We start from the raw sequence: 21,197 nt of genomic DNA on the forward strand, positions 1-21,197 counted from the left end.
GCCCGCGATTATTGATGTTTCATTTTCCAGTAACGCGCCGCGACCAGCGTCGATTCCAGCATGCTGACGGTTCCTGCTTTGCCAGTACCGGCAATATCGAAAGCGGTCCCGTGGTCAACGGAGCTGCGCATAAACGGCAGGCCGAAGGTGATAGTAATGGAGCGTTCAAAGTCGAGGGTTTTGCAGGCGATATGCCCCTGGTCGTGGTACAGGGAAAGGATCGCGTCATAACGTCCCTGCTTGCCAAGATGGAATACCGAATCCGCCGGAACCGGGCCAATCGCATTGATTCCCATCTCCTGCGCCGCCTTCACCGCCGGAATCAGGTTGTCCGCTTCCTCGTGACCAAACAGGCCGTTATCAGAAGCGTGCGGGTTAAGCGCCGCAACCGCGATACGCGGATTGGCAATTTTGAGGGTGGTGAACTCATGGTGAATTTGCTGTACGCAGGCCAGCACGCGTTCTTTGTTGGCATAATCACACGCCGCTTTCAACGCCATATGGCGACTGACGAAGAACACCCGCAATTTTTGAACATGAAACATCGTCAGGCCATAATCTGACTGCGTTTCAACCTGATAGATCTCGGTATGACCCGGTAATTTACAGCCTGCCAGCTTAATCGCTTCTTTATGAATCGGCGCCGTCGAGACCACATCAATCAGGCCTGCTTTACCTAATTCGATGGATTTCATCACATAATCTAGCGACATTTTTCCCGCCAACTGCTGCACTTTTCCCCATTCAATGCTGTCGCAATCGTAATCGCCGGTTTCCATCACATCGATGGTTCCCCAGCGATACAGCGCTTCCTCCGGGTGTGTGATTTTGTTCAACGCAAAATCACATCCCATGATCTTCATCGCCCGGGCGACAATGGGGATCGATCCAATCAGAAAAGGTTGGCACTCGTCATACACGCTTTTATCCATCATGGTGGCAACGGTGATCTCCGGGCCGATCCCAGCAGGATCGCCGATAGTGATTGCGACAACAGGTTTTTTTTCTTGTGACATCGTGGGCCTCTCGTAGTTGAACGTCATTTTGTTCATATGTTCACTTGCTAATCATATGAGCAAAACATTACCTGAGGATTAAGAAGATATTGGTGATCTTTGTCACATAAAAAAATCAACCGAATTATTTAATAAAAAAATGTGATCTAACATATGTTCACACAGTGATAAAAAGTTCAATCTTTCACAGCGGTGAATAAACCATGTTCACAACGCATTGATTTACTTACGATGGAGAACGAAAGATGAAGACAATTTGGTTAGGCACCAGTTGGAAGATGAACAAGCCGCTTTCCGAAGCGATGCAATGGTGCGAGATTTTGGCGCAGCGTCTGGGGCAGGTTGTTCATCCGGATATTCAGCCTTTTGTCATCCCTCCTTTTACGGCCATTCATCCGGTCAGCCGCTATTTGCAGGAGCGACATATTCGCTGTCTGACCGGCGCGCAAAATATGCATGAAGCCGACAGCGGTCCATGGACAGGTGAAATATCCGCAGACATGCTGCTGGAAGCGGGAGCGACGCTTGTTGAGCTCGGTCATTCCGAACGACGCGGTGCCTTCAACGAAACCGACGCCGCCATTAACAGAAAGGTCCATAGCGCGTTGCGTCATGGCTTGCGTCCGCTGATATGTATTGGCGACAGCGCCGAAGAGAAAAGCTGGCAGGTCTCGCGCGAAACGGTCGTCCGTCAGATGAAAATCGCCCTTCATGGCTTAAGCCGGCAGCAGGTTGTAGACACGCTTGTTGCCTATGAACCAATCTGGGCGATTGGCGAACAGGGTACGCCGGCCCGTCCGGAGCAAGCAGGAGAGATCCATCGGGCGCTACGCCAGGGGCTATGTGAACTTTTTGGTCAGGAAACCGGGCTGCAAATCCCCCTGCTCTACGGCGGCAGCGTTAACAAGCAAAATGCGGTGGAATTACTGCAACAAGAGGATGTCGACGGTCTCTTCATTGGCCGGGCGGCCTGGGACGCCACTGGCTATTGTGAAATCGTTCAACGCGTTACACAGGAATTTATTCTTAAGTCGCAGTAATATTAGGCGGACATCAGAGATGGAAACACCAAACGATGACTGAACAAGACCCAGATTATGCACTGCTGACCGAAATTGCCGTGGCCTATTATGACCAGGAACAAACTCAGGAAGAGATTGCCCAGCGATTCGGCATTTCACGGATTAAAGTCGGTCGGCTGCTGAAAAAAGCCCGACAGGAAGGGATTGTGGAGATCAGCGTGAAATATCACCCGGTCTTTAGCTCGCAGATAGAGCAGCAGTTTATTTCCCATTTCGGCATCAAACGCGCCTTAATCGCCCTGGACCACCATGATGAAGACGAACAGCGTCAGCAGGTGGCGGCGTTGGTCAGTAACTACCTTGCCGGCATCTTAAAGAATGATATGACGGTGACCGTCGGACAAGGGCGCAATGTGGCTGCCGTCGCCAACCACGTTGGGATCTTCCCGGAGCGGCACTGCCGTTTTATCTGTGGAATCGGCGGAACCAAACGCGACAACCAGCTCATAGATGCCGATCACATCAGCCGTAACCTGGCACGTAAGTTTAACGGCTTCAGTGAAACGCTCTACGCCCCTGCATATGTTGAAACTCCGGAGTTGCGAGCGGCATTTATGCAAAACCGCCTCATCAAAGCGACCCTTGAGCAGGCCAGCAAAGCTGACGTTGCGATAATTGGTCTCGGCGATATGAATGAGAACAGCTTTATGGTTCAGCTCGGCTGGTTTTCCCCCAAAGAGATTGCGACAGCCCGGCAGGATCAGGGAGTGGTGGGAGATATCGCCGGATACAGTTTTTTCAATATCCAGGGGAAACCGGTCGATACCGTTATGAACGATCGGGTTATCGGCCTGAGTCTTGAACAACTGCGGTCCATCCCCTGCGTCATTGCCATCGCCTCGGAAAGTACCAAAGCAACGGCGATACTCGGCGCCCTGCGCACTGGCGTCATCGATGTCCTCGCCACCAGCGCGTCCAACGCCCGCGCGGTCATCAATATGCACAAAGCGTTATAAAACGTGGCGCGTGGCGCGGCCTGCATAACCGGGGAGCGCTGGCCGTTGCTCCGGTTTGCCGCCTGCTCTGCTGTCATACCCGGCGGGAACGATCGGGCCGATATGAAACAGGCCGCCTATGAAAAACATAGAGCGGCCTGGTGTCTTTCGCGCCCGGCAATCAACGCCATCGCGCGACGGAATCAGAGATCTTTCAACAGCCGGTCGACGAATGCCGGTACAACCTCGCTCGCCAGACCGTAGTGTTTTTCGGCAAATTCGCTGCCGACCTGGCTGGGTTCGAGGTTGAGCTCCACGGTATGCGCTCCCTGCAGACGGGCTTCGTGCACGAAACCTGCCGCCGGGTAAACGTGCCCGGAAGTGCCAATGGCGATGAAGATATCGGCATCGGCCAGCGCGTTGTAAATGTCATCCATCCCCAGCGGCATCTCCCCAAACCAGACCACGTGCGGGCGCAGCGGCGCCGGGAACTGACAGCAGTGGCACTTATCTTCCGCCGTGACGTCTCCGGTCCACTCCAGCACCTGTCCGCTCCACGAACAGCGCACCTTCAACAGCTCGCCGTGCATATGAATCACCCGGCGGTTTCCCGCGCGTTCGTGCAGGTTATCAATGTTCTGGGTGACCAGCACAAATCGATCGCCCAACGCCGCTTCCAGCCGCGCCAGCGCCTGATGTGCCGCATTCGGCGCTATCTCGGGGCTCTGCAGCTGCCGGCGACGGGCGTTATAAAATGCCTGCACCAGCGCAGGATCGCGGGCGAAGCCTTCCGGCGTCGCCACATCTTCCACCCGGTGCTCTTCCCACAAACCATCGGCCGCGCGAAACGTTTTAATACCTGACTCCGCCGAAATGCCGGCCCCGGTCAGCACCACAACCCTGGGTTTATCTACTGTTTCCACAGCCGCCTTATCCTCTTTAAAAAAAATCCGCTGGCGCAGACGTTCACGCAAGCGACGTTTATTGCGACGAAAACGGCTCAATCGGTGTAAGCGGCGCGACAACATAGCTCCCCCTGTGGTTAATGAGTCAAATGAAGGAAGGCCGCACCGCGCATACCTCCGGCATCGCCATGGCGCGCACGTTCAATACGCGGTACCCGGGCAACCGGAAGTAAATGTCGCGGCAGGCGCTGCGCCAGCCCTTCGCTTATGGCAGTAAAGTTAGACAATCCTCCGCCAAGCACCAGCAGATCCGGATCAACGATAGTCAGAATATTACCCAGACAGACCGCCAGCAGGTCAAGATAGCGTTCGACGTGCTCACGCGCCCGCGCATCGCCCTGCTGCCAGAGCGCCACGATGTCGGGTGAAGTCAGGGTGTGTTGATAGAAATGTTCATAGAGCCAGGCAAAACCGCGGCCGGAGAGATAGTTTTCAATGCAGCCCAGCTGGCCGCAGCCGCAGCGGGTGAGCGGGAAATCACGTCCCACCACCTCCAGCGCATCCACCGGCAGCCGGATATGGCCAAATTCACCGGTAATATAGCTATGTCCGGTAATCGATTTACCGTTGAGGACCAGGCCGCCGCCCACTCCGGTACCGAGAATCAGCCCCATGACCAGCGGATATTGCGTAAATTCATCGTCCCAGGCTTCGGAGAGAGCAAAGCAGTTGGCATCGTTATCCAGACGGACTTCACGCCCGAGCCGGGCGCTCAGATCGCTGCGCAGCGACTGACCGCTGGCAGCGGGAACGTTGGCGGCATACAGCGTGCCGTCCGCAGTTTCCGGCATTCCCGGAATCCCAATCCCCACCGTCCCCTGACAGTCAAAGCGGCTGTCAGCTTCATGGACCAGCGCCTCTACCGCCTGCAGAAAGTCGGCATAACTCTCCTTCGGCGTGGCAACGCGTTTTTCCCACTGCAATCGCCGCGCGCTATCAAACACGCCCAGCGCTATTTTGCTGCCACCAATGTCAAATCCGTAGTACATAGCAATTCCTCTTTACTGACCGAAAAGGTCAGGACGTAAAGAGTGGACGACAGAAGTTCTTGTAGGTCCGCGCAAGCGAAGCGCCAGCGGGCGCAATGTCAGGCGGCGGCTTCGCCTTACCCGACCTACGAGTTCATCCCCCGCAATCCACTGAATTACTGGCCACTCAGCACCCTCGCCGGGTCTATGCGGCTGGCGCGGCGGGCGGGATACCAGCTGGCCAGCAAACTCAGCAACAGTGCCGTCACCAGCACATAAATAACATCCAGCCAGTGCAGTTCAGACGGCAGGAAGTCAATAAAATAGATGTCGCCGGACAAGAATTTGTGCCCGATCAGGTATTCGAGGCCGTTGATGATGGACGTCAGATTCAGCGCACAAATGACGCCGATCGCCACGCCAATCAGGCTCCCGACCGAACCGGCAAGCAAACCATACCAGACAAAAATGGCGCGGATCAGGCCATCTTTCGCCCCGAGCGTGCGCAGTACCGCAATATCGCTGCTTTTATCTTTCACCGCCATCACCAGGGTGGAAACGATGTTAAAGCATGCCACGCCGATCACCAGCACCATCGCGAGGTACATAATGGCGCGGATCATCTGAATATCACGATACATATAACCGTAAGTCCCGATCCAGCTTTTGATGTAAACGTAGCTGTTGGTCACTTCGCCGGCATCACGCACCAGCGTGTTGGCGTGGAACACATCGGTAACTTTAATCGCAATCCCGGTCACGCTGCCAGCCATCTCCAGATACTGTTGGGCATCGCTCATCGGGATCATCGCAAAACTGTGATCGAGCTGGCCGCTGAGCTGCAAAATCCCGGTCACATGCAGCCTGACGCGTTTCGGCTGCAGGAGCTGATGTTCGGCGTCAGAGTTGGGGATCATGATGGAAACCCAGTCGCCCTGCTTCACGTGCAGCGCATCCGCCACCCCTTTACCGAGAATGACCTGCTGTTCGCCGGCTTTAAAATTAGCCCACGCGTTATTCTGAACAAACTGAGGCAGGGAACTCAGGCGGCTTTCCTGCTGCGGATCGACACCCTTGACCTGAATGGCGCGCATGTTGCTGCCGCTCTCCACCAGCCCGGTGAAGTTAATATACGGCGCCGCGGCAACGATCCCTTTAACCTTTTCCACCTTCGCCAGCGCGTCGTTCCAGTTGGTCCACGGCTGCTTCACCGGCTCGATTTCGCCATGCGGCACCACGGCCAGAATGCGGTTGTTCAGCTCACGTTCAAAACCGTTCATTGCGCTGAGGCCGACGATCAATACCGCCACCCCGAGCGCAATCCCGATGGTTGAAATCACCGAAATCAGCGACACCATGCCGCCACGCCGCCGCCCGCGGCTAAAACGCAGGGCAATCAATAACGATAACGGAGAAGTCATTACCTGGCCCCCATCAGGGTCAGTTCCGCGTCCAGATGGCCATCACGCATCTCCAGCTGGCGATTCATCCGTTTGGCCAGTTGCAGGTCGTGGGTCACCACCAGAAAAGCGGTGCGCTGGGCAACGTTCAGTTCCCCCAGCAGCTGAAAAATACTGTCGGCGTTGCGGGCATCGAGGTTACCGGTCGGCTCATCCGCCAGCACCAGCCGCGGCTTGTTGACCAGCGCCCGGGCAATCGCCACCCGCTGGCGCTCGCCGCCGGATAGCTCTGACGGGCGGTGGTTGCTGCGGTGTTCCAGCCCCACGGCATGCAGCATCGCCTTAGCCTGACGTTCAATATCCGCTGCTTTCTGTTTGCCAATCAGCAGCGGCATTGCCACGTTTTCAAGGGCGGTGAAATCCGGCAACAGGTGGTGGAACTGATAGATAAAACCCAGTTCACGGTTACGCAGGTCGGCTCGCGCGGCCGCAGAGAGCCGGTTCATCGACTGCCCGGAGAAGATCACATCGCCGGAGGTCGGCGTATCCAGTCCGCCGAGCAGATGGAGCAGCGTACTTTTCCCGGAACCCGAGGTACCGACAATCGCCATCATCTCCCCTTCCTCAATGCTGAAGCTGACATTGTGCAACACGTCGGTTTGCACAGTGCCTTCCTGATAGCGTTTGCACAGATTGTCGCATTGCAGCAGGATCTTATTCATAACGTAAAGCCTCAGCGGGTTGAGTGGCGGCAGCGCGCCAGGAAGGATACAACGTTGATAACAATGCCAGCACCATGGCCACCAGAACGATAATCGTCACCTGTAAAGGCTCGATTGCGACCGGCAGCGCAGCGCCGTCAAGGAACGCGCCGATAATCGGCATTAAATTATTTAACTGGCTGGCAAGCAGTACGCCGAATGCGGCGCCAAGCAAAGCGCCGACGATCCCGGCGCTGGCCCCCTGGACCATAAAGACCAGCATAATCTGTCGCGGGGTTAGCCCCAGGGTTTGCAAAATCGCCACCTCGCCCTGTTTTTCCATGACCATCATCCCCAGCGAGGTAATGATATTAAACGCCGCAACGGCCACGATCAGGCTCAGCAGCAGGCCCATCATATTTTTTTCCATACGCACGGCCTGGAACAGCTCGCCTTTCCGCTCGCGCCAGTCCTGCCACTTCGTTCCCTGCGGCAGCGCCTGCTGGCTGAGAGTATCCACCTGCAAAGGCTGACTCAACCACAGACGCCAGCCGGTAATGTTACCCAGCGGGTAGCGCATCAGGCGCGAGGCGTCGTCGATATTGGTCAACATCTGATAGCCGTCCACTTCACTGTTGGCGGCAAAGGTGCCGATAACGTTAAACAGTCGTTGGCTGGGCACCCGCCCCATTGGCGTGAACTGACTGGCTGAGGGCACCATGACCCGAATCCGATCGCCGCGGTTGACCCCCAGCTGACCGGCAAGCTGTTCGCCCAGAATAACGTTATATTTCCCGGCCTGAAGATCGCTTTGCTTCACGTTAACGAGATAGGGAGTGAGCGGATCGTTTTGCGTCGGGTCGATACCCAGCATCACGCCAACTGCGACGCTGCGGGCGCTTTGCAGCACCACATCGCCGGTCGTTAATGGCGCAATACGCGTAACGCCCTGTAATTTGATGGCGCTTTCCGGCAGTTGCTGAGGGTTCACCGAGCCCTGCTGTGCGCTGATCATAGCCTGCGGCATCAGCCCCAGGATGTTGTTCTGCAGCTCGCGCTCGAAGCCGTTCATGACCGAAAGCACGGTCACCAGCGCCATCACGCCAAGCGTAATGCCGATGGTGGATAGCCAGGAGACGAAACGACCGAAGCGGTCGGCTGCGCGCCCGCGCATGTAGCGAAGGCCGATAAAGAGTGCGGCAGGTTGGTACATGTAATCCATCTGGTTGCTGATAGCCGATGCACGAGTATATATGGCATAGCACAACGCGTAAATCACTGAAACGGTAAGTTTTTGTCGCGTAATAAGAAAAAAGTAAAGATAAATCAAATGGATATTTGATTAGTCAGCGCATATCTATCAGAATCTTTCCCCGTGGCGGGTCCTCTCACCGTCAATCAGGTTGGCGAATACGGGTCAATCGCGGATAATCATCAACATTGAATATTAGCGGTTTGCCCTTATATACCCGTCATACTTCAAGCTGCATGTGCATTGGCGACGCTGGTTTACCCGAATCACTTACCTGCGTAAGCTCATCGGGTCGCAATCGGCAAAATGAGGGACCACTTTGTCCCTCGCCAGAGGCATCGTCGACTGTTCAGGTTCGTTCCTGACGAATTTGTCGCTCACTTGCCGCGTAACCTGGCCTGTGGCCTTGTCCCTTCGGGGTCAGTGCAAGCGCTGTTCAACAATGCCTGAGGTGTTTTTGAGCAGCAATTCGAAATATTTAGGGTACACATATCGAGCGAATCAAGAAGGGATCCTGATAACAGCTATGCCTCAACAATACCGATACACACTGCCGGTCAAGCCCGGCGAACAGCGGCACCTCGGTGAATTAACCGGCGCGGCTTGTGCCACGTTGGTTGCGGAAATGGCCGAGCGCCACGGTGGGCCGGTTATACTCGTCGCCCCCGATATGCAAAATGCCCTGCGCCTGAACGATGAAGTTCGCCAGTTTACCGACAGCATGGTGACGGGCCTGGCAGACTGGGAAACGCTACCTTACGATAGCTTCTCGCCGCATCAGGACATTATCTCTTCCCGCCTCGCCACTCTCTATCAATTACCCACCATGCAGCGCGGCGTGCTGATCGTGCCGGTCAGCACACTCATGCAGCGCGTCTGTCCGCATAATTTCCTCCACGGACACGCGCTGGTGATGAAAAAAGGCCAGCGTCTGTCGCGTGACGCCCTGCGCACTCAGCTGGACAGCGCCGGCTATCGCCATGTGGATCAGGTAATGGAACACGGGGAGTACGCCACCCGCGGCGCCCTGCTTGACCTGTTCCCGATGGGTAGCGAACAACCCTACCGCCTCGACTTCTTCGATGATGAAATCGACAGCCTGCGCCTGTTCGACGTCGACAGCCAGCGTACGCTGGAAGAGGTGGCCGCCATTAATCTGCTGCCCGCACATGAGTTCCCGACCGATCAGGCGGCGATTGAGCTGTTCCGTAGCCAGTGGCGCGACCGTTTTGAGGTCAAGCGGGACGCCGAACATATCTATCAGCAGGTCAGCAAAGGGACCTTACCGACCGGGATTGAATACTGGCAGCCGCTGTTTTTCAGTGAGCCGCTGCCGCCGCTGTTCAGCTACTTCCCGGCAAACGCCCTGATCGTCAATACCGGCGATCTGGAAGCCAGCGCCGGGCGTTTTCAGAACGAAACCCGCGCCCGTTTCGAAAGCCGCGGCGTCGACCCGATGCGTCCGCTGCTGCCGCCGGAACAGCTCTGGCTGCGGATCGACGAACTGTTCAGCGAGCTGAAAAAATGGCCGCGTATTCAGTTAAAAACGGAGCGTCTGGCCGAGAAAGCCGCCAATATTAACCTCGGCTATCAAACGCTGCCGGACCTTTCGGTGCAGGCACAGAACAAAGCGCCGCTGGACAATCTGCGTCGTTTCCTCGAAGCCTTTAACGGCCCGGTTATTTTCTCGGTTGAGAGCGAAGGTCGCCGGGAGGCGCTGGGCGAAGTGCTGGCGCGCATCAAAATTGCGCCGAAACATATTCTGCGGCTGGAAGAAGCCACCGGCAACGGCCGCTATTTAATGATTGGCGCCGCCGAACACGGGTTTATCGATAGCCCGCGTAATCTGGCACTGATTTGCGAAAGCGACCTGCTGGGCGAGCGCGTGGCGCGTCGTCGCCAGGATTCACGCCGCACCATTAACCCCGACACCTTAATCCGTAACCTGGCGGAACTGCATATCGGCCAGCCGGTGGTGCACCTGGAGCATGGCGTTGGTCGTTATGCCGGTATGACCACGCTGGAAGCTGGCGGCATCAAAGGGGAATACCTGATGCTGACCTACGCCAACGATGCCAAACTGTATGTGCCGGTGTCATCATTGCATCTGATTAGCCGCTACGCCGGCGGGGCAGAAGAGAGCGCCCCGCTGCATAAACTCGGTGGCGATGCCTGGGCGCGCGCGCGGCAGAAAGCGGCGGAAAAAGTGCGCGACGTGGCGGCGGAACTGCTCGATATTTACGCCCAGCGCGCGGCGAAATCGGGCTTTGCCTTTAAGCACGATCGCGAACAGTACCAGCTATTCTGCGACGGTTTCCCGTTTGAGACCACGCCGGATCAGGCGCAGGCAATTAACGCCGTTCTCAGCGACATGTGTCAACCGCTGGCCATGGACCGCCTGGTCTGTGGCGACGTCGGCTTCGGTAAAACCGAAGTAGCGATGCGTGCCGCGTTCCTGGCAGTGGAGAACCACAAGCAGGTCGCGGTCCTGGTGCCAACCACCCTGCTCGCGCAGCAGCACTTCGATAATTTCTGCGACCGCTTTGCCAACTGGCCGGTACGCATTGAAATGCTGTCACGCTTTCGCAGCGCGAAAGAGCAGGCGCAGATTCTTGAACAGGCCGCCGAGGGTAAAATCGATATTCTTATCGGCACGCATAAGCTGCTGCAAAGCGAAGTCAAACTGCGCGACCTTGGGCTGCTGATCGTCGATGAAGAGCATCGCTTCGGGGTTCGCCACAAAGAGCGAATCAAGGCGATGCGTGCCGACGTCGATATTCTGACGCTGACCGCCACGCCGATCCCACGAACGCTGAACATGGCGATGAGCGGAATGCGGGATCTGTCCATTATTGCCACGCCGCCCGCCCGCCGTCTGGCGGTGAAAACCTTCGTCCGGGAGTATGACTCGCTGGTGGTTCGCGAGGCGATTCTGCGTGAAGTGCTGCGCGGCGGCCAGGTCTACTACCTCTATAACGACGTGGAGAATATCCAGAAAGCGGCGGATCGACTCGCGGAGCTGGTGCCGGAGGCACGTATTGCCATCGGTCACGGGCAGATGCGCGAGCGCGAGCTGGAACGGGTGATGAATGATTTCCACCACCAGCGCTTTAACGTGCTGGTCTGTACCACCATCATTGAGACCGGGATCGATATCCCGACCGCCAATACCATTATCATCGAGCGCGCGGACCATTTCGGTCTGGCTCAGCTGCACCAGCTGCGCGGACGCGTTGGCCGCTCGCATCATCAGGCCTATGCCTGGCTGCTGACGCCGCACCCGAAAGCGATGACCACCGATGCGCAAAAGCGTCTGGAAGCCATCGCCTCGCTGGAGGATCTCGGCGCCGGTTTCGCGCTGGCTACGCATGACCTGGAAATCCGCGGTGCCGGCGAGCTGCTGGGCGAAGATCAGAGCGGGCAGATGACCACCATCGGTTTTTCGCTCTATATGGAGCTTCTGGAGAATGCTGTCGATGCGCTGAAAGCCGGACGCGAACCTTCGCTTGAGGATCTGACCAGCCAGCAGACTGAAGTTGAGCTGCGTATGCCTTCACTGTTGCCGGACGACTTTATTCCTGATGTGAATACCCGACTCTCGTTCTACAAGCGGATTGCCAGCGCCAGGAATGAGCACGACCTGGAAGAGATTAAAGTCGAACTGATTGACCGCTTCGGCCCGCTGCCGGATGCGGCGAGAAACCTGCTGGATATCGCCCGCCTGCGTCAACAGGCGCAGAAGCTGGGTATCCGGAAGCTGGAGGGTAATGAGAAAGGCGGCGTGATTGAGTTCAATGAAAAGAACAACGTCAACCCGGTATGGCTGATTGGCCTGCTGCAAAAACAGCCACAGCACTTCCGCCTGGATGGTCCGACGCGACTGAAGTTCATGCAGGATCTTGGCGAGCGTAAAACGCGGATGGAGTGGGTTCGCCAGTTTATGCGTCAGTTAGAAGAGAACGCGACCGCATAATCGCAGCGCGGAGACGGTGCCCGTCGCCGTCTTCCGCGCCTGTTTTTCTTCCGTCGCGGTCACACCCGGTAAACTTTACAAACATTTTGCAATTCACCAGGGTTTCCCCACAGATGCCCGCGCGATAATCCCCGTCTGTTTCCTCATAAAAAATAACCACTTATTTATTATGACTACTCTCATATCGCGTTTCTCACTGTGGCTGATAATGGTGGCCGTTGCTGGCGCCCTGGCCCTTCCTGCCCGCGCCAATACCTGGCCCTTACCGCCGTCAGGCAGCCGCCTCGTCGGGCAAAATCAGTTTCACGTCGTCCAGAATAACGGCGGTTCGCTGGAAGCTATCGCCAAAAAATACAACGTGGGCTTTCTGGCATTACTTCAGGCTAATCCCGGCGTCGACCCTTACGTTCCGCGTGCCGGCAGCGTGCTGACCATTCCGCTCCAGACTCTACTGCCGGAAGCGCCGCGCGAAGGGCTGGTGATTAATCTCGCCGAGCTTCGCCTCTACTATTACCCGCCGGGGAAAAACGAGGTCACCGTCTACCCTATCGGTATCGGCCAGTTGGGAGGCGATACCCTGACCCCTACGATGATCACCACCGTCTCCGACAAGCGCGCAAATCCAACCTGGACGCCGACGGCGAATATTCGCGCACGGTATAAAGCGATGGGGATAGAACTCCCGGGCGTGGTACCTGCCGGGCCGGATAACCCGATGGGCCACCATGCTATCCGCCTTGCGGCCTACGGCGGCGTCTATCTGCTGCATGGCACGAATGCCGATTTTGGCATCGGAATGCGCGTCAGCTCCGGCTGTATCCGCCTGCGCGATGACGACATCAAAACCCTGTTTAAGCACGTCACCCCAGGGACAAAAGTCAATATTATCAACACGCCAGTGAAAGTCTCCGTGGAGCCTGACGGTAGACGCCTGGTGGAAATCCATCAGCCGCTGTCCAAACACTTAAATGACGATCCGCAGACGCTGCCGATAGTCCTGAATAGTGAAATGATGGCGTTTAAGCAGGCCGCGCAGACCGATCAGACGGTGATGGATCGTGCGATGACGCTGCGTTCAGGTATGCCGATTGACGTTACCCGCCACCATACTGCTGGCGAGCAGTCATTGTAAGTGCGTAGACTGAAATAAAAAAACCGCCCCTGGGGGCGGTTTTTTTATGGGATAACAAAGGGGTAAAACGATAGTGCGACGCTTCGCGGTTTCATAAAGGGGTGAAAACCGCGTCACGTAAGTGGCATAACAGGGAACAACTTACTGCTCGCGGCCTGATAAAGGGGTCAGGGGTCGCGTTTTGTCAGTGGCATGACAGGGGTAAAACGAAACTTATTTGTAGATAACCGCAGTGCCATGCAGGGTGTTTGGACCCGTGACTGAGGTGATACGGAAAGAGGTTGCGCCCATTTCTTCCGCTTTCTGCGCCAGCTGGTCTTCCAGCGAGCCCAGGTTTGTCCCGGCGGAGGCAGAAACAGTACCTATTTTGTGTTGGCCGGCAGGTGTGGATTGCACCTCAACAGCCGCGAAGCTGGCGAAAGAAAGAGAGCTTAGCACGGCGGCCAGCGTCAGCGTTTTGATGTTTTTCATGATTATTATACCTATGCAGATGATTTTTTTAGTAGGGTCGCAAGAATTAACTAACGATCGATAGGTAAATAATAATGTGACCTATATCACACGTCAATGAATTTTTATAACGATCGTTTATTTATTTATAAACAACTTAAAATTCATACATATATGAATTATTTATTTTTGCGGGTTCAGCGCTGGAAGGTTGTAACGTTTGTTTTTATAATGCCCCTTCAACAAACCAACATAGGTACAGCGGCATCATGACAACTGACGTTCAAAGTTGCACAAAAAAAAGCCGTGGCCGACCTAAAGTGTTCGACAAGGAAGCGGCGCTGGATAAGGCTATGGCACTTTTCTGGCAGCACGGCTACGAGGCAACTTCTCTTGCCGATCTGGTGGAGGCGACCGGGGCAAAAGCACCGACGCTGTACGCTGAGTTCGTCAACAAGGAAGGGTTATTTCGCGCGGTTCTGGATCGCTATATTTCACGTTTTGCCGCCAGACATGAAGCGCTGTTGTTTGCCGAAGAAAAATCAGTCGATCAGGCGCTGCGGGACTATTTCACCGCCATTGCCACCTGCTTTACCAGCAAAGACACGCCGGCAGGCTGCTTTATGATCAATACTTCCGCGGCGCTGGCGGCATCATCTACCGCGATCGCCAATACCATTAAGTCGCGGCACGCGATGCAGGAACAAACGCTGACCCAGTTCCTCCAGCAGCGTCAGCTGCGCGGCGAGCTGCCGGAAAACGGCGATGTGCGACAGCTGGCGCAGTTCTTAAACTGCGTGTTGCAAGGGATGTCCATCAGCGCACGCGAAGGGGCTGATTTCACCAGACTGATGCAAATCGCCGATACCACTCTGCGGCTGTGGCCGCAAATCCTCCAGCACTAATCTGCGCTTCCCCGGTGACGATCGCCACCGGGTTTTCACCCCTCTTTCCTGATTAACCCCAATTTTACTCATGTTTTCACGCTGTTAGGTGTCAATTTTGTTGTAAATGATATTGATAACAATAATCACTACGTGCAAAATCCGCTCTTAAGTTTTTCTGCTTATTTCCATCTGTAACATCCGATGCGCCCGCATCGAACACTAAAAACAATATGAATGCCGTTAACTCATAAAAGGAATGCGTATGAACAAGCGTCTCTGGGTGCTTAACCCACTGCTGCTGGCCACCGCCCTGCCCGCCTTTGTCGCGCAGGCGGATGAAGAAAACATTATCGTTAGCGCCAACCGAACTCACCGCACCGTCGCCGAAATGGCGCAAACCACGTGGGTTATCGAAGGTCAGGAGATAGAACAACAGGTTCAGGGTGGAAAGGAGTTCAAAGACGTCCTGGCCCAGTTGATTCCCGGCATTGATGTCAGCAGCCAGGGACGAACCAACTACGGAATGAACATGCGTGGGCGGGCCATCGTGGTGCTGATCGACGGCGTTCGCCTCAACTCTTCCCGTACCGACAGCCGTCAGCTCGACGCCATCGACCCGTTCAACATTGAGCATATTGAAGTCATCTCCGGCGCCACTTCGCTGTATGGCGGCGGCAGTACCGGCGGCCTGATCAATATCGTGACCAAAAAAGGGCAGCAGGAACGCCAGGTGGATCTGGAATTAGGTGGCAAAAGCGGGTTTGCCAACAGCAACGATCACGACGAACGCGTAGCGGCGGCGGTCAGCGGCGGCACCGACCATGCCTCCGGCCGGTTATCGGTGGCTTATCAGCGTTTTGGCGGCTGGTATGATGGCAATAACGATGCGCTGGTCCTCGATAATACGCAGACCGGCCTGCAGCACTCGGATCGTCTGGATGTCATGGGCACCGGCACCATCAACATTGACGATAACCGTCAGCTGCAGCTGGTAACGCAATACTATAAAAGCCAGGGCGATGATTACGGCCTGTATCTCGGCAAAAACATGTCGGCCGTCACCGGCGAGGGTAAAGCCTATACCACCGACGGACTCAATTCCGACCGCGTTCCTGGCACCGAGCGGCATCTGATTAGCCTGCAATACTCCGATGCCGATTTCTATGGCCAGAATCTGGTCAGTCAGATCTATTATCGCGACGAGTCGCTGACCTTTTACCCCTTCCCGACGCTCACCAAAGGTCAGGTCAGCAGCTTCTCCTCATCTAAACAGGATACCGATCAGTACGGTGCGAAGATTACCCTCAACAGCCAACCGCTCGACGGCTGGGATCTGACCTGGGGGCTGGATGCCGATCATGAGACCTTTAATGCCAACCAGATGTTCTTCGATCTGAACACCTCGATGGCATCAGGCGGCCTGCACAACGAGTCTATCTATACAACAGGACGTTATCCGGGCTATAGCATTACAAACCTGGCGCCGTTCCTGCAGAGTAGTTATGACCTGAATGATATTTTCACCCTGAGCGGCGGCGTGCGCTATCAGTGGACGGAAAACCGGGTTGATGATTTTGTCGGCTACGCCCAGCAGCAGGATGTCGCCAGCGGCAAGGTGAACTCGGCCGATGCCATCCCGGGTGGTAAAACGGATTATGATAACTTCCTGTTTAACGCCGGTATTGTCGCCCACCTCACCGACCGCCAGCAGACCTGGTTTAACTTCTCGCAGGGCGTCGAGCTGCCGGACCCGGGTAAATACTATGGTATCGGCAAATACGGCGCGGCGGTCAACGGCAACTATCCCCTGCTGTCGAGTGTCAACGTGGGTGATTCGCCGCTGCAGGGGATCAAAGTCAACTCCTACGAACTGGGCTGGCGTTACACCGGCGATAATCTGCGTACCCAGCTGGCGGCATACTACTCCACCTCGGACAAAACCATTGTTGTTAACCGTACCGATATGACGATCGACGTACAATCCGACAAGCGGCGTATTTACGGTGTGGAAGGGGCCGTCGATTACTTCTTCCCGGATAGCGACTGGAGCACAGGTGCAAACTTCAACGTGTTGAAATCCCAGGTGAAGAGTGACGGTAGCTGGCAGAAATGGGATGTGACTCTCGCTTCGCCTTCCAAAGCCACCGCCTGGGTCGGCTGGGCACCGGATCCGTGGTCGCTGCGCGTGCAGACTCAGCAGGTATTCGACCTGAGCGATGCCAGCGGTAATAAGCTCGACGGCTACAATACCGTAGACTTTATCGGCAGCTATGCGCTCCCGGTTGGCAAACTGACCTTCAGCATCGAGAACCTGCTGAACGAAGACTATGTCACCATCTGGGGACAACGCGCCCCGCTGCTCTACAGCCCGACCTACGGCAGCAGTTCACTGTATGAATACAAAGGTCGCGGGCGTACCTTTGGCCTGAACTACGCCGTCAGCTTCTGATAAAAAAAGCCCCTCAGCCTGAGTGCAGGAGGGGCAAATAACAGTCACGTCTTTTTTACGCTTTGTTGTTAAGGACCAGCTGGCCGTTACTGTCCAGCGGAATCTGCGTACCGGGATCGTGTTCCATGCGGATTTTTCCCTGCTGATCGCCGATTTTGTAGGTCACATCGTAGCCCAGCATTTTGTCCGACTTGTCGTACACCGTTTTACAGCGCTGCTGGGTGGTGGTGTAGGTATCCCCTTCCTGCATCGAGCCCTGAATCTGGTTACCGGCATAACCGCCGCCCAACGCGCCCACTACGGTCGCCACGCTGCGACCACGACCGCCGCCAAACTGATGGCCGATGACCCCGCCGGCAACGGCGCCAAGAACGGAGCCGGCGATGCGGTTTTCATCCTGCACCGGACGACGATGGGTCACGGTGACGTTACGGCATTCCTGACGCGGAGTTTTTACGGTCTCTTTTATCGGTGTACTGGACACCACTTGCGCATATTGCGGGCCACGATCTAAGACGTTAAGACCAGCGACAGCTGCAACACCCAGCGCGGCAGCCACGCCAATCCCTATACCCGCCAACATTGATTTATTCACGGGGTATCCTCCCTTGTTGCTGATAGAAACAATTCTGCTATCGACCCGGGAACCTTGCAAATGAGAAAGCGGATGAAAAATGCGAGGAAAAGCGGAAAACGGAGTGGATTCAGAGGAATCTGAGATGTTATGCGTTCAATGACAGACAGAAATTCTGTCGTTGAGCCGGCAAGGAGATAACCGGCTCGACGTTAGCCTTGTCACAATCCCGAGCGCGCCTGGCGGCACAACCCGGGAATGAGGCAAACAGATACTCAGTGCAGCTTCAGACGGGGACGAATGATGCGGTTGATGCGACCTACCAGCATCATCAGGCCGGTCTTGCAGTAGCCGTGCAGCGCGATCTGGTGCATACGGTACAGAGAGATATAGACGAAGCGCGCAATACGTCCTTCAACCATCATTGAACCGCGCATCAGGTTGCCCATCAGGCTCCCGACGGTCGAGTAGTTGGAGAGCGAAACCAGCGAACCGTGATCTTTGTAGACGTAGGACTTCAGCGGTTTGTCTTTCATCTGCGCCAGAATATTATTCAGCGCGCAGGTCGCCATCTGGTGAGCCGCCTGGGCGCGCGGCGGCACAAATCCGCCTTCCGGACGCGCGCAGGATGCGCAGTCGCCGATCGCATAAATATCCGGGTCAAGCGTCGTTTGCAGCGTTGGCTGAACCACCAGCTGGTTAATGCGGTTGGTTTCCAGACCGCCGATCTCTTTCATAAAGTCCGGCGCTTTGATCCCCGCCGCCCAGACCATCAGGTCGGCATTAATGAACTCGCCGTCTTTGGTGTGCAGACCGTTGGCATCGGCGCTGGTCACCATGGTTTTCGTCAGGACGCGCACGCCAAGCTTTGTCAGTTCATTGTGAGCGGCGCCGGAAATACGCGGCGGCAGCGCAGGAAGAATACGCTCACCCGCTTCAACCAGGGTCACGTTCAATGCCTCGTTAGTCAGCCCTTTATAACCGTAGCTGTGCAGCTGCTTCACCGCGTTGTGCAGTTCAGCCGAGAGCTCAACGCCGGTTGCCCCGCCGCCCACGATCGCGATATTGACTTTGCCGTTGGCGCCGAGGTTAGCCGAGTATTTCAGGAACAGGTTCAGCATTTCCTGATGGAAACGACGCGCCTGGTGCGGGTTATCAAGGAAAATACAGTTCTCTTTGACGCCCGGAGTATTAAAATCGTTAGAGGTACTGCCCAGCGCCATCACCAGCGTGTCGTACGGCAGTTTGCGCTCGGCGACCAGCAGCTCACCCTTCTCGTCACGCAGCTCGGACAGCGTAATGGTTTTCGCTTCACGGTTAATATCCGCCACTGAACCCAGCTGGAACTGGAAACCGTGGTTGCGGGCGTGGGCCAGATAGCTCAGCGCATCGACACCTTCATCGAGCGAACCGGTCGCCACTTCATGCAGCAACGGCTTCCACAGATGGCTATGATTACGGTCCACCAGCGTGATTTTCGCTTTTTTGTTACGCCCCAGCTTTCTCCCCAGCTGAGTCGCCAGTTCCAGTCCACCGGCACCGCCACCTACGATTACGATTTTTTTCAATGGTGTAGTCACGAGACCCCCTAAAAATATTAACCAATTGTTAATTAAAAGTTATATAAATAGCTCTTATTTAACAACAAGTTACAGCAGTGAAACCATTCAGCGAAATTGAGAATACCATGAACGGGTCATTGGTCATACCAAAATTGATATGCATCAAGTTTTACCGCCTGTTTTTTAACCATGCCATCACCGGCGACATAAAAAAAGCCCGCCGTATTCACATACGACGGGCCGGAGGCCGGGAGCAGATCAGCCTAGCGTCTTAAAGGCTTTTATCCGCTGCAGATGGGGTGAGATGTTTTTGAATTTGTGGGTCTGCTCATGATCCCAGATGATTTCATAGTAGTGATGCAGCAGGTCGGCGGAACGCTGGCTGTCCAGCGCTTCGTCCTGGCGGGAGAGTATCACCAGACAACGATCGCGGTTTTTCTCGCGGAAATTGTTGACGCACTTGGTCCCGATATCAGCATACTCTTCAGGCCTGTCGATCTTCCCTTCCATGTTTTCCGCAGGAAACAGATTGGGGTTAAAAATAGCCTGACGCACATCGCAAAGGAAACCGATCCGTTCCGCCCAATAGCCGCCCAGACCGACGCCGCAAATCAGCGGCCGATCGTCAGTATTAAGCTGCAGCATTTTATCGACTTCTTTTAACAAGTGCTGCATATCATGTTTTGGGTGCCGCGTACTGTAGCTTATCAGACGCACATCGGGATCGATAAACTGCAGCTGCAGCACCTTCTCATGGTTTCCGGGACTGTTTGAGTCAAAACCGTGTAAATAGATAATCATCGCATCCTCACCAGACTTCAGGTCAATTACGCAGACTTCGCCTCTTGCCAACGCGCGTGGAGCTGCTCCAGCTGCGCATTAACCGTCTTCCAACGGGCAGAATCCCTTAACTCCTGACGGGTAAATGAACCTTTATGATACAATTTCGTAACACGCTCTGCTTTGATCGGCGACAGGTTATCCAGCACGCTGACCGCACCCTTACGATTATTGCAGACCAGGATCATATCGCAACCTGCATCCAGCGATGCCTGCCCGCGTTCGGCATAGCTGCCCATGATCGCCGCCCCTTCCATCGACAGATCGTCAGAGAAGATCACCCCATCGAAACCCAGTTCACCGCGCAACACCGTCTTGAGCCAGTGCGCTGAACCGCTGGCCGGGCGCGGATCCACATCGCTGTAGATAACGTGGGCAGGCATAATGGCGTCGAGACGATTTTCCGCCACCAGGGTGCGGAAAACCGCCATATCCCGGGCCCGAATCTCGGCTTCAGCACGCGGATCTCGCGGCGTCTCTTTATGCGAATCCGCGGTCACTGCGCCGTGTCCCGGGAAGTGTTTCCCGGTGGTTTTCATTCCCGCCTCGTGCATTCCGTCGATAAAGCGGCGGGCGATAGCCAGCGCTTTATCCGGATCGTCATGATAAGCGCGTTCACCGATCGCGGCACTGATGTGGCCGACATCGAGAACCGGCGCAAAGCTGATATCGATATCCATCGCGATCATCTCGCTGGCCATCAGCCAACCGGCCTGAGCCGCCAGCGCGCCGCCCTCTTCCATCCCCAGTAGCGCCGCAAAAGATTGCGCGGCCGGCAGTCGGGTAAACCCCTCGCGAAAGCGCTGAACGCGACCGCCTTCCTGATCGACGGCCACCACCAGATGATTGCGCGAAGCCTCGCGGATCTGGCGCACCAGCTCCCGCAGTTGGGCCGGATCGTGATAGTTGCGGGTGAATAAAATCAGCCCGCCCACCAGCGGATGAGCGAGAATCTCACGCTCTTCCGCATCCAGTTCAAACCCTTCGACATCCAACATTACCGGACCCACA

17 protein-coding genes are annotated in these 21,197 nt (G+C 55.7%); 6 read left to right on the plus strand and 11 right to left on the minus strand.

All coding sequences use genetic code 11. The annotated features are described in order from the left end of the window. Positions 1-8 precede the first annotated feature (8 nt). Positions 9-1,016 carry a 4-hydroxythreonine-4-phosphate dehydrogenase PdxA gene (gene pdxA / locus ROR01S_RS12880; protein WP_064359566.1) on the minus strand — a complete coding sequence of 336 codons (1,008 nt, stop codon included), beginning with the start codon at positions 1,014-1,016 and terminating at the stop codon, positions 9-11. Positions 1,017-1,261: 245 nt separating this feature from the next. Between pdxA and ROR01S_RS12885 the strand changes: the two genes are divergently transcribed. Then, the gene (locus ROR01S_RS12885; protein ID WP_004860565.1) at positions 1,262-2,056 is read left to right on the plus strand and encodes a triose-phosphate isomerase; all 795 of its coding nucleotides are present in this window, start codon (positions 1,262-1,264) and stop codon (positions 2,054-2,056) included. A gap of 35 nt (positions 2,057-2,091) precedes the next feature. Beyond that, positions 2,092-3,054: a sugar-binding transcriptional regulator gene (locus tag ROR01S_RS12890; RefSeq protein WP_004860563.1), complete on the plus strand. Its 963-nt coding sequence runs from the start codon at positions 2,092-2,094 to the stop codon at positions 3,052-3,054. A 182-nt stretch (positions 3,055-3,236) separates the two neighbouring features. Here the strand turns inward: ROR01S_RS12890 and cobB are convergent, their stop codons facing one another. The 5 genes from cobB to lolC form a co-directional block, all read right to left on the minus strand. Continuing rightward, on the minus strand, positions 3,237-4,061 hold the full coding sequence (gene cobB, locus ROR01S_RS12895; RefSeq protein ID WP_004860561.1) for a Sir2 family NAD+-dependent deacetylase: 825 nt from the start codon (positions 4,059-4,061) through the stop codon (positions 3,237-3,239). A gap of 14 nt (positions 4,062-4,075) precedes the next feature. Then, entirely contained in the window at positions 4,076-4,987 is a 912-nt protein-coding gene (gene nagK, locus ROR01S_RS12900) for an N-acetylglucosamine kinase (RefSeq protein WP_004860559.1), read from the minus strand. Positions 4,988-5,142: 155 nt separating this feature from the next. Then, on the minus strand, positions 5,143-6,387 hold the full coding sequence (lolE, locus tag ROR01S_RS12905) for a lipoprotein-releasing ABC transporter permease subunit LolE (protein ID WP_004860557.1): 1,245 nt from the start codon (positions 6,385-6,387) through the stop codon (positions 5,143-5,145). After that, positions 6,387-7,088, minus strand: a complete 702-nt coding sequence (lolD, locus tag ROR01S_RS12910) for a lipoprotein-releasing ABC transporter ATP-binding protein LolD (RefSeq protein ID WP_004860555.1) — start codon at positions 7,086-7,088, stop codon at positions 6,387-6,389. Before lolD ends, lolE begins: the two co-directional genes overlap by 1 nt. Continuing rightward, entirely contained in the window at positions 7,081-8,280 is a 1,200-nt protein-coding gene (lolC, locus tag ROR01S_RS12915; protein WP_015584636.1) for a lipoprotein-releasing ABC transporter permease subunit LolC, read from the minus strand. The genes lolD and lolC overlap by 8 nt, the downstream gene beginning before the upstream one ends. A gap of 565 nt (positions 8,281-8,845) precedes the next feature. Here lolC and mfd point away from each other — a divergent pair. Together mfd and ldtC are read left to right on the plus strand one after the other, a co-directional pair. Next, complete coding sequence (gene mfd, locus ROR01S_RS12920) at positions 8,846-12,292, plus strand: transcription-repair coupling factor (protein WP_032717210.1); 3,447 nt, start codon at positions 8,846-8,848, stop codon at positions 12,290-12,292. Positions 12,293-12,461: 169 nt separating this feature from the next. After that, positions 12,462-13,424: a L,D-transpeptidase LdtC gene (gene ldtC / locus ROR01S_RS12925; RefSeq protein WP_064359567.1), complete on the plus strand. Its 963-nt coding sequence runs from the start codon at positions 12,462-12,464 to the stop codon at positions 13,422-13,424. Positions 13,425-13,637: 213 nt separating this feature from the next. Here the strand turns inward: ldtC and bhsA are convergent, their stop codons facing one another. Then, complete coding sequence (bhsA, locus tag ROR01S_RS12930; protein WP_004860548.1) at positions 13,638-13,895, minus strand: multiple stress resistance protein BhsA; 258 nt, start codon at positions 13,893-13,895, stop codon at positions 13,638-13,640. 248 nt (positions 13,896-14,143) lie between these two features. Here bhsA and ROR01S_RS12935 point away from each other — a divergent pair, with 248 nt between their 5' ends. Beyond that, entirely contained in the window at positions 14,144-14,779 is a 636-nt protein-coding gene (locus tag ROR01S_RS12935) for a TetR/AcrR family transcriptional regulator (protein WP_015584639.1), read from the plus strand. A gap of 244 nt (positions 14,780-15,023) precedes the next feature. Then, positions 15,024-17,210, plus strand: a complete 2,187-nt coding sequence (locus ROR01S_RS12940) for a TonB-dependent siderophore receptor (protein WP_004860545.1) — start codon at positions 15,024-15,026, stop codon at positions 17,208-17,210. A gap of 55 nt (positions 17,211-17,265) precedes the next feature. Here the strand turns inward: ROR01S_RS12940 and ROR01S_RS12945 are convergent, their stop codons facing one another. The 4 genes from ROR01S_RS12945 to nagZ all read right to left on the minus strand — a co-directional run bounded on the left by ROR01S_RS12945 (position 17,266) and on the right by nagZ (position 21,196). Next, complete coding sequence (locus tag ROR01S_RS12945; RefSeq protein WP_004860542.1) at positions 17,266-17,805, minus strand: glycine zipper 2TM domain-containing protein; 540 nt, start codon at positions 17,803-17,805, stop codon at positions 17,266-17,268. 254 nt (positions 17,806-18,059) lie between these two features. After that, entirely contained in the window at positions 18,060-19,364 is a 1,305-nt protein-coding gene (locus ROR01S_RS12950; protein WP_004860540.1) for an NAD(P)/FAD-dependent oxidoreductase, read from the minus strand. 240 nt (positions 19,365-19,604) lie between these two features. Beyond that, positions 19,605-20,147 carry an alpha/beta hydrolase YcfP gene (gene ycfP, locus ROR01S_RS12955; RefSeq protein ID WP_004860539.1) on the minus strand — a complete coding sequence of 181 codons (543 nt, stop codon included), beginning with the start codon at positions 20,145-20,147 and terminating at the stop codon, positions 19,605-19,607. A gap of 26 nt (positions 20,148-20,173) precedes the next feature. After that, the gene (gene nagZ / locus ROR01S_RS12960) at positions 20,174-21,196 is read right to left on the minus strand and encodes a beta-N-acetylhexosaminidase (RefSeq protein ID WP_015584641.1); all 1,023 of its coding nucleotides are present in this window, start codon (positions 21,194-21,196) and stop codon (positions 20,174-20,176) included. Between the last annotated feature and the right edge of the window lies 1 nt (position 21,197).

This window comes from Klebsiella ornithinolytica NBRC 105727 = ATCC 31898 (genome assembly GCF_001598295.1).
GTDB classification, from domain to species: domain Bacteria; phylum Pseudomonadota; class Gammaproteobacteria; order Enterobacterales; family Enterobacteriaceae; genus Klebsiella; species Klebsiella ornithinolytica.

Bases quoted from the DNA above. Each gene is read 5' to 3' on its own strand.
- pdxA (WP_064359566.1), bottom strand. From the start codon at position 1,016: ATGTCACAAGAAAAAAAACCTGTTGTCGCAATCACTATCGGCGATCCT.
- ROR01S_RS12885 (WP_004860565.1), top strand. From the start codon at position 1,262: ATGAAGACAATTTGGTTAGGCACCAGTTGGAAGATGAACAAGCCGCTT.
- ROR01S_RS12890 (WP_004860563.1), top strand. From the start codon at position 2,092: ATGACTGAACAAGACCCAGATTATGCACTGCTGACCGAAATTGCCGTG.
- cobB (WP_004860561.1), bottom strand. From the start codon at position 4,061: ATGTTGTCGCGCCGCTTACACCGATTGAGCCGTTTTCGTCGCAATAAA.
- nagK (WP_004860559.1), bottom strand. From the start codon at position 4,987: ATGTACTACGGATTTGACATTGGTGGCAGCAAAATAGCGCTGGGCGTG.
- lolE (WP_004860557.1), bottom strand. From the start codon at position 6,387: ATGACTTCTCCGTTATCGTTATTGATTGCCCTGCGTTTTAGCCGCGGG.
- lolD (WP_004860555.1), bottom strand. From the start codon at position 7,088: ATGAATAAGATCCTGCTGCAATGCGACAATCTGTGCAAACGCTATCAG.
- lolC (WP_015584636.1), bottom strand. From the start codon at position 8,280: ATGTACCAACCTGCCGCACTCTTTATCGGCCTTCGCTACATGCGCGGG.
- mfd (WP_032717210.1), top strand. From the start codon at position 8,846: ATGCCTCAACAATACCGATACACACTGCCGGTCAAGCCCGGCGAACAG.
- ldtC (WP_064359567.1), top strand. From the start codon at position 12,462: ATGACTACTCTCATATCGCGTTTCTCACTGTGGCTGATAATGGTGGCC.
- bhsA (WP_004860548.1), bottom strand. From the start codon at position 13,895: ATGAAAAACATCAAAACGCTGACGCTGGCCGCCGTGCTAAGCTCTCTT.
- ROR01S_RS12935 (WP_015584639.1), top strand. From the start codon at position 14,144: ATGACAACTGACGTTCAAAGTTGCACAAAAAAAAGCCGTGGCCGACCT.
- ROR01S_RS12940 (WP_004860545.1), top strand. From the start codon at position 15,024: ATGAACAAGCGTCTCTGGGTGCTTAACCCACTGCTGCTGGCCACCGCC.
- ycfP (WP_004860539.1), bottom strand. From the start codon at position 20,147: ATGATTATCTATTTACACGGTTTTGACTCAAACAGTCCCGGAAACCAT.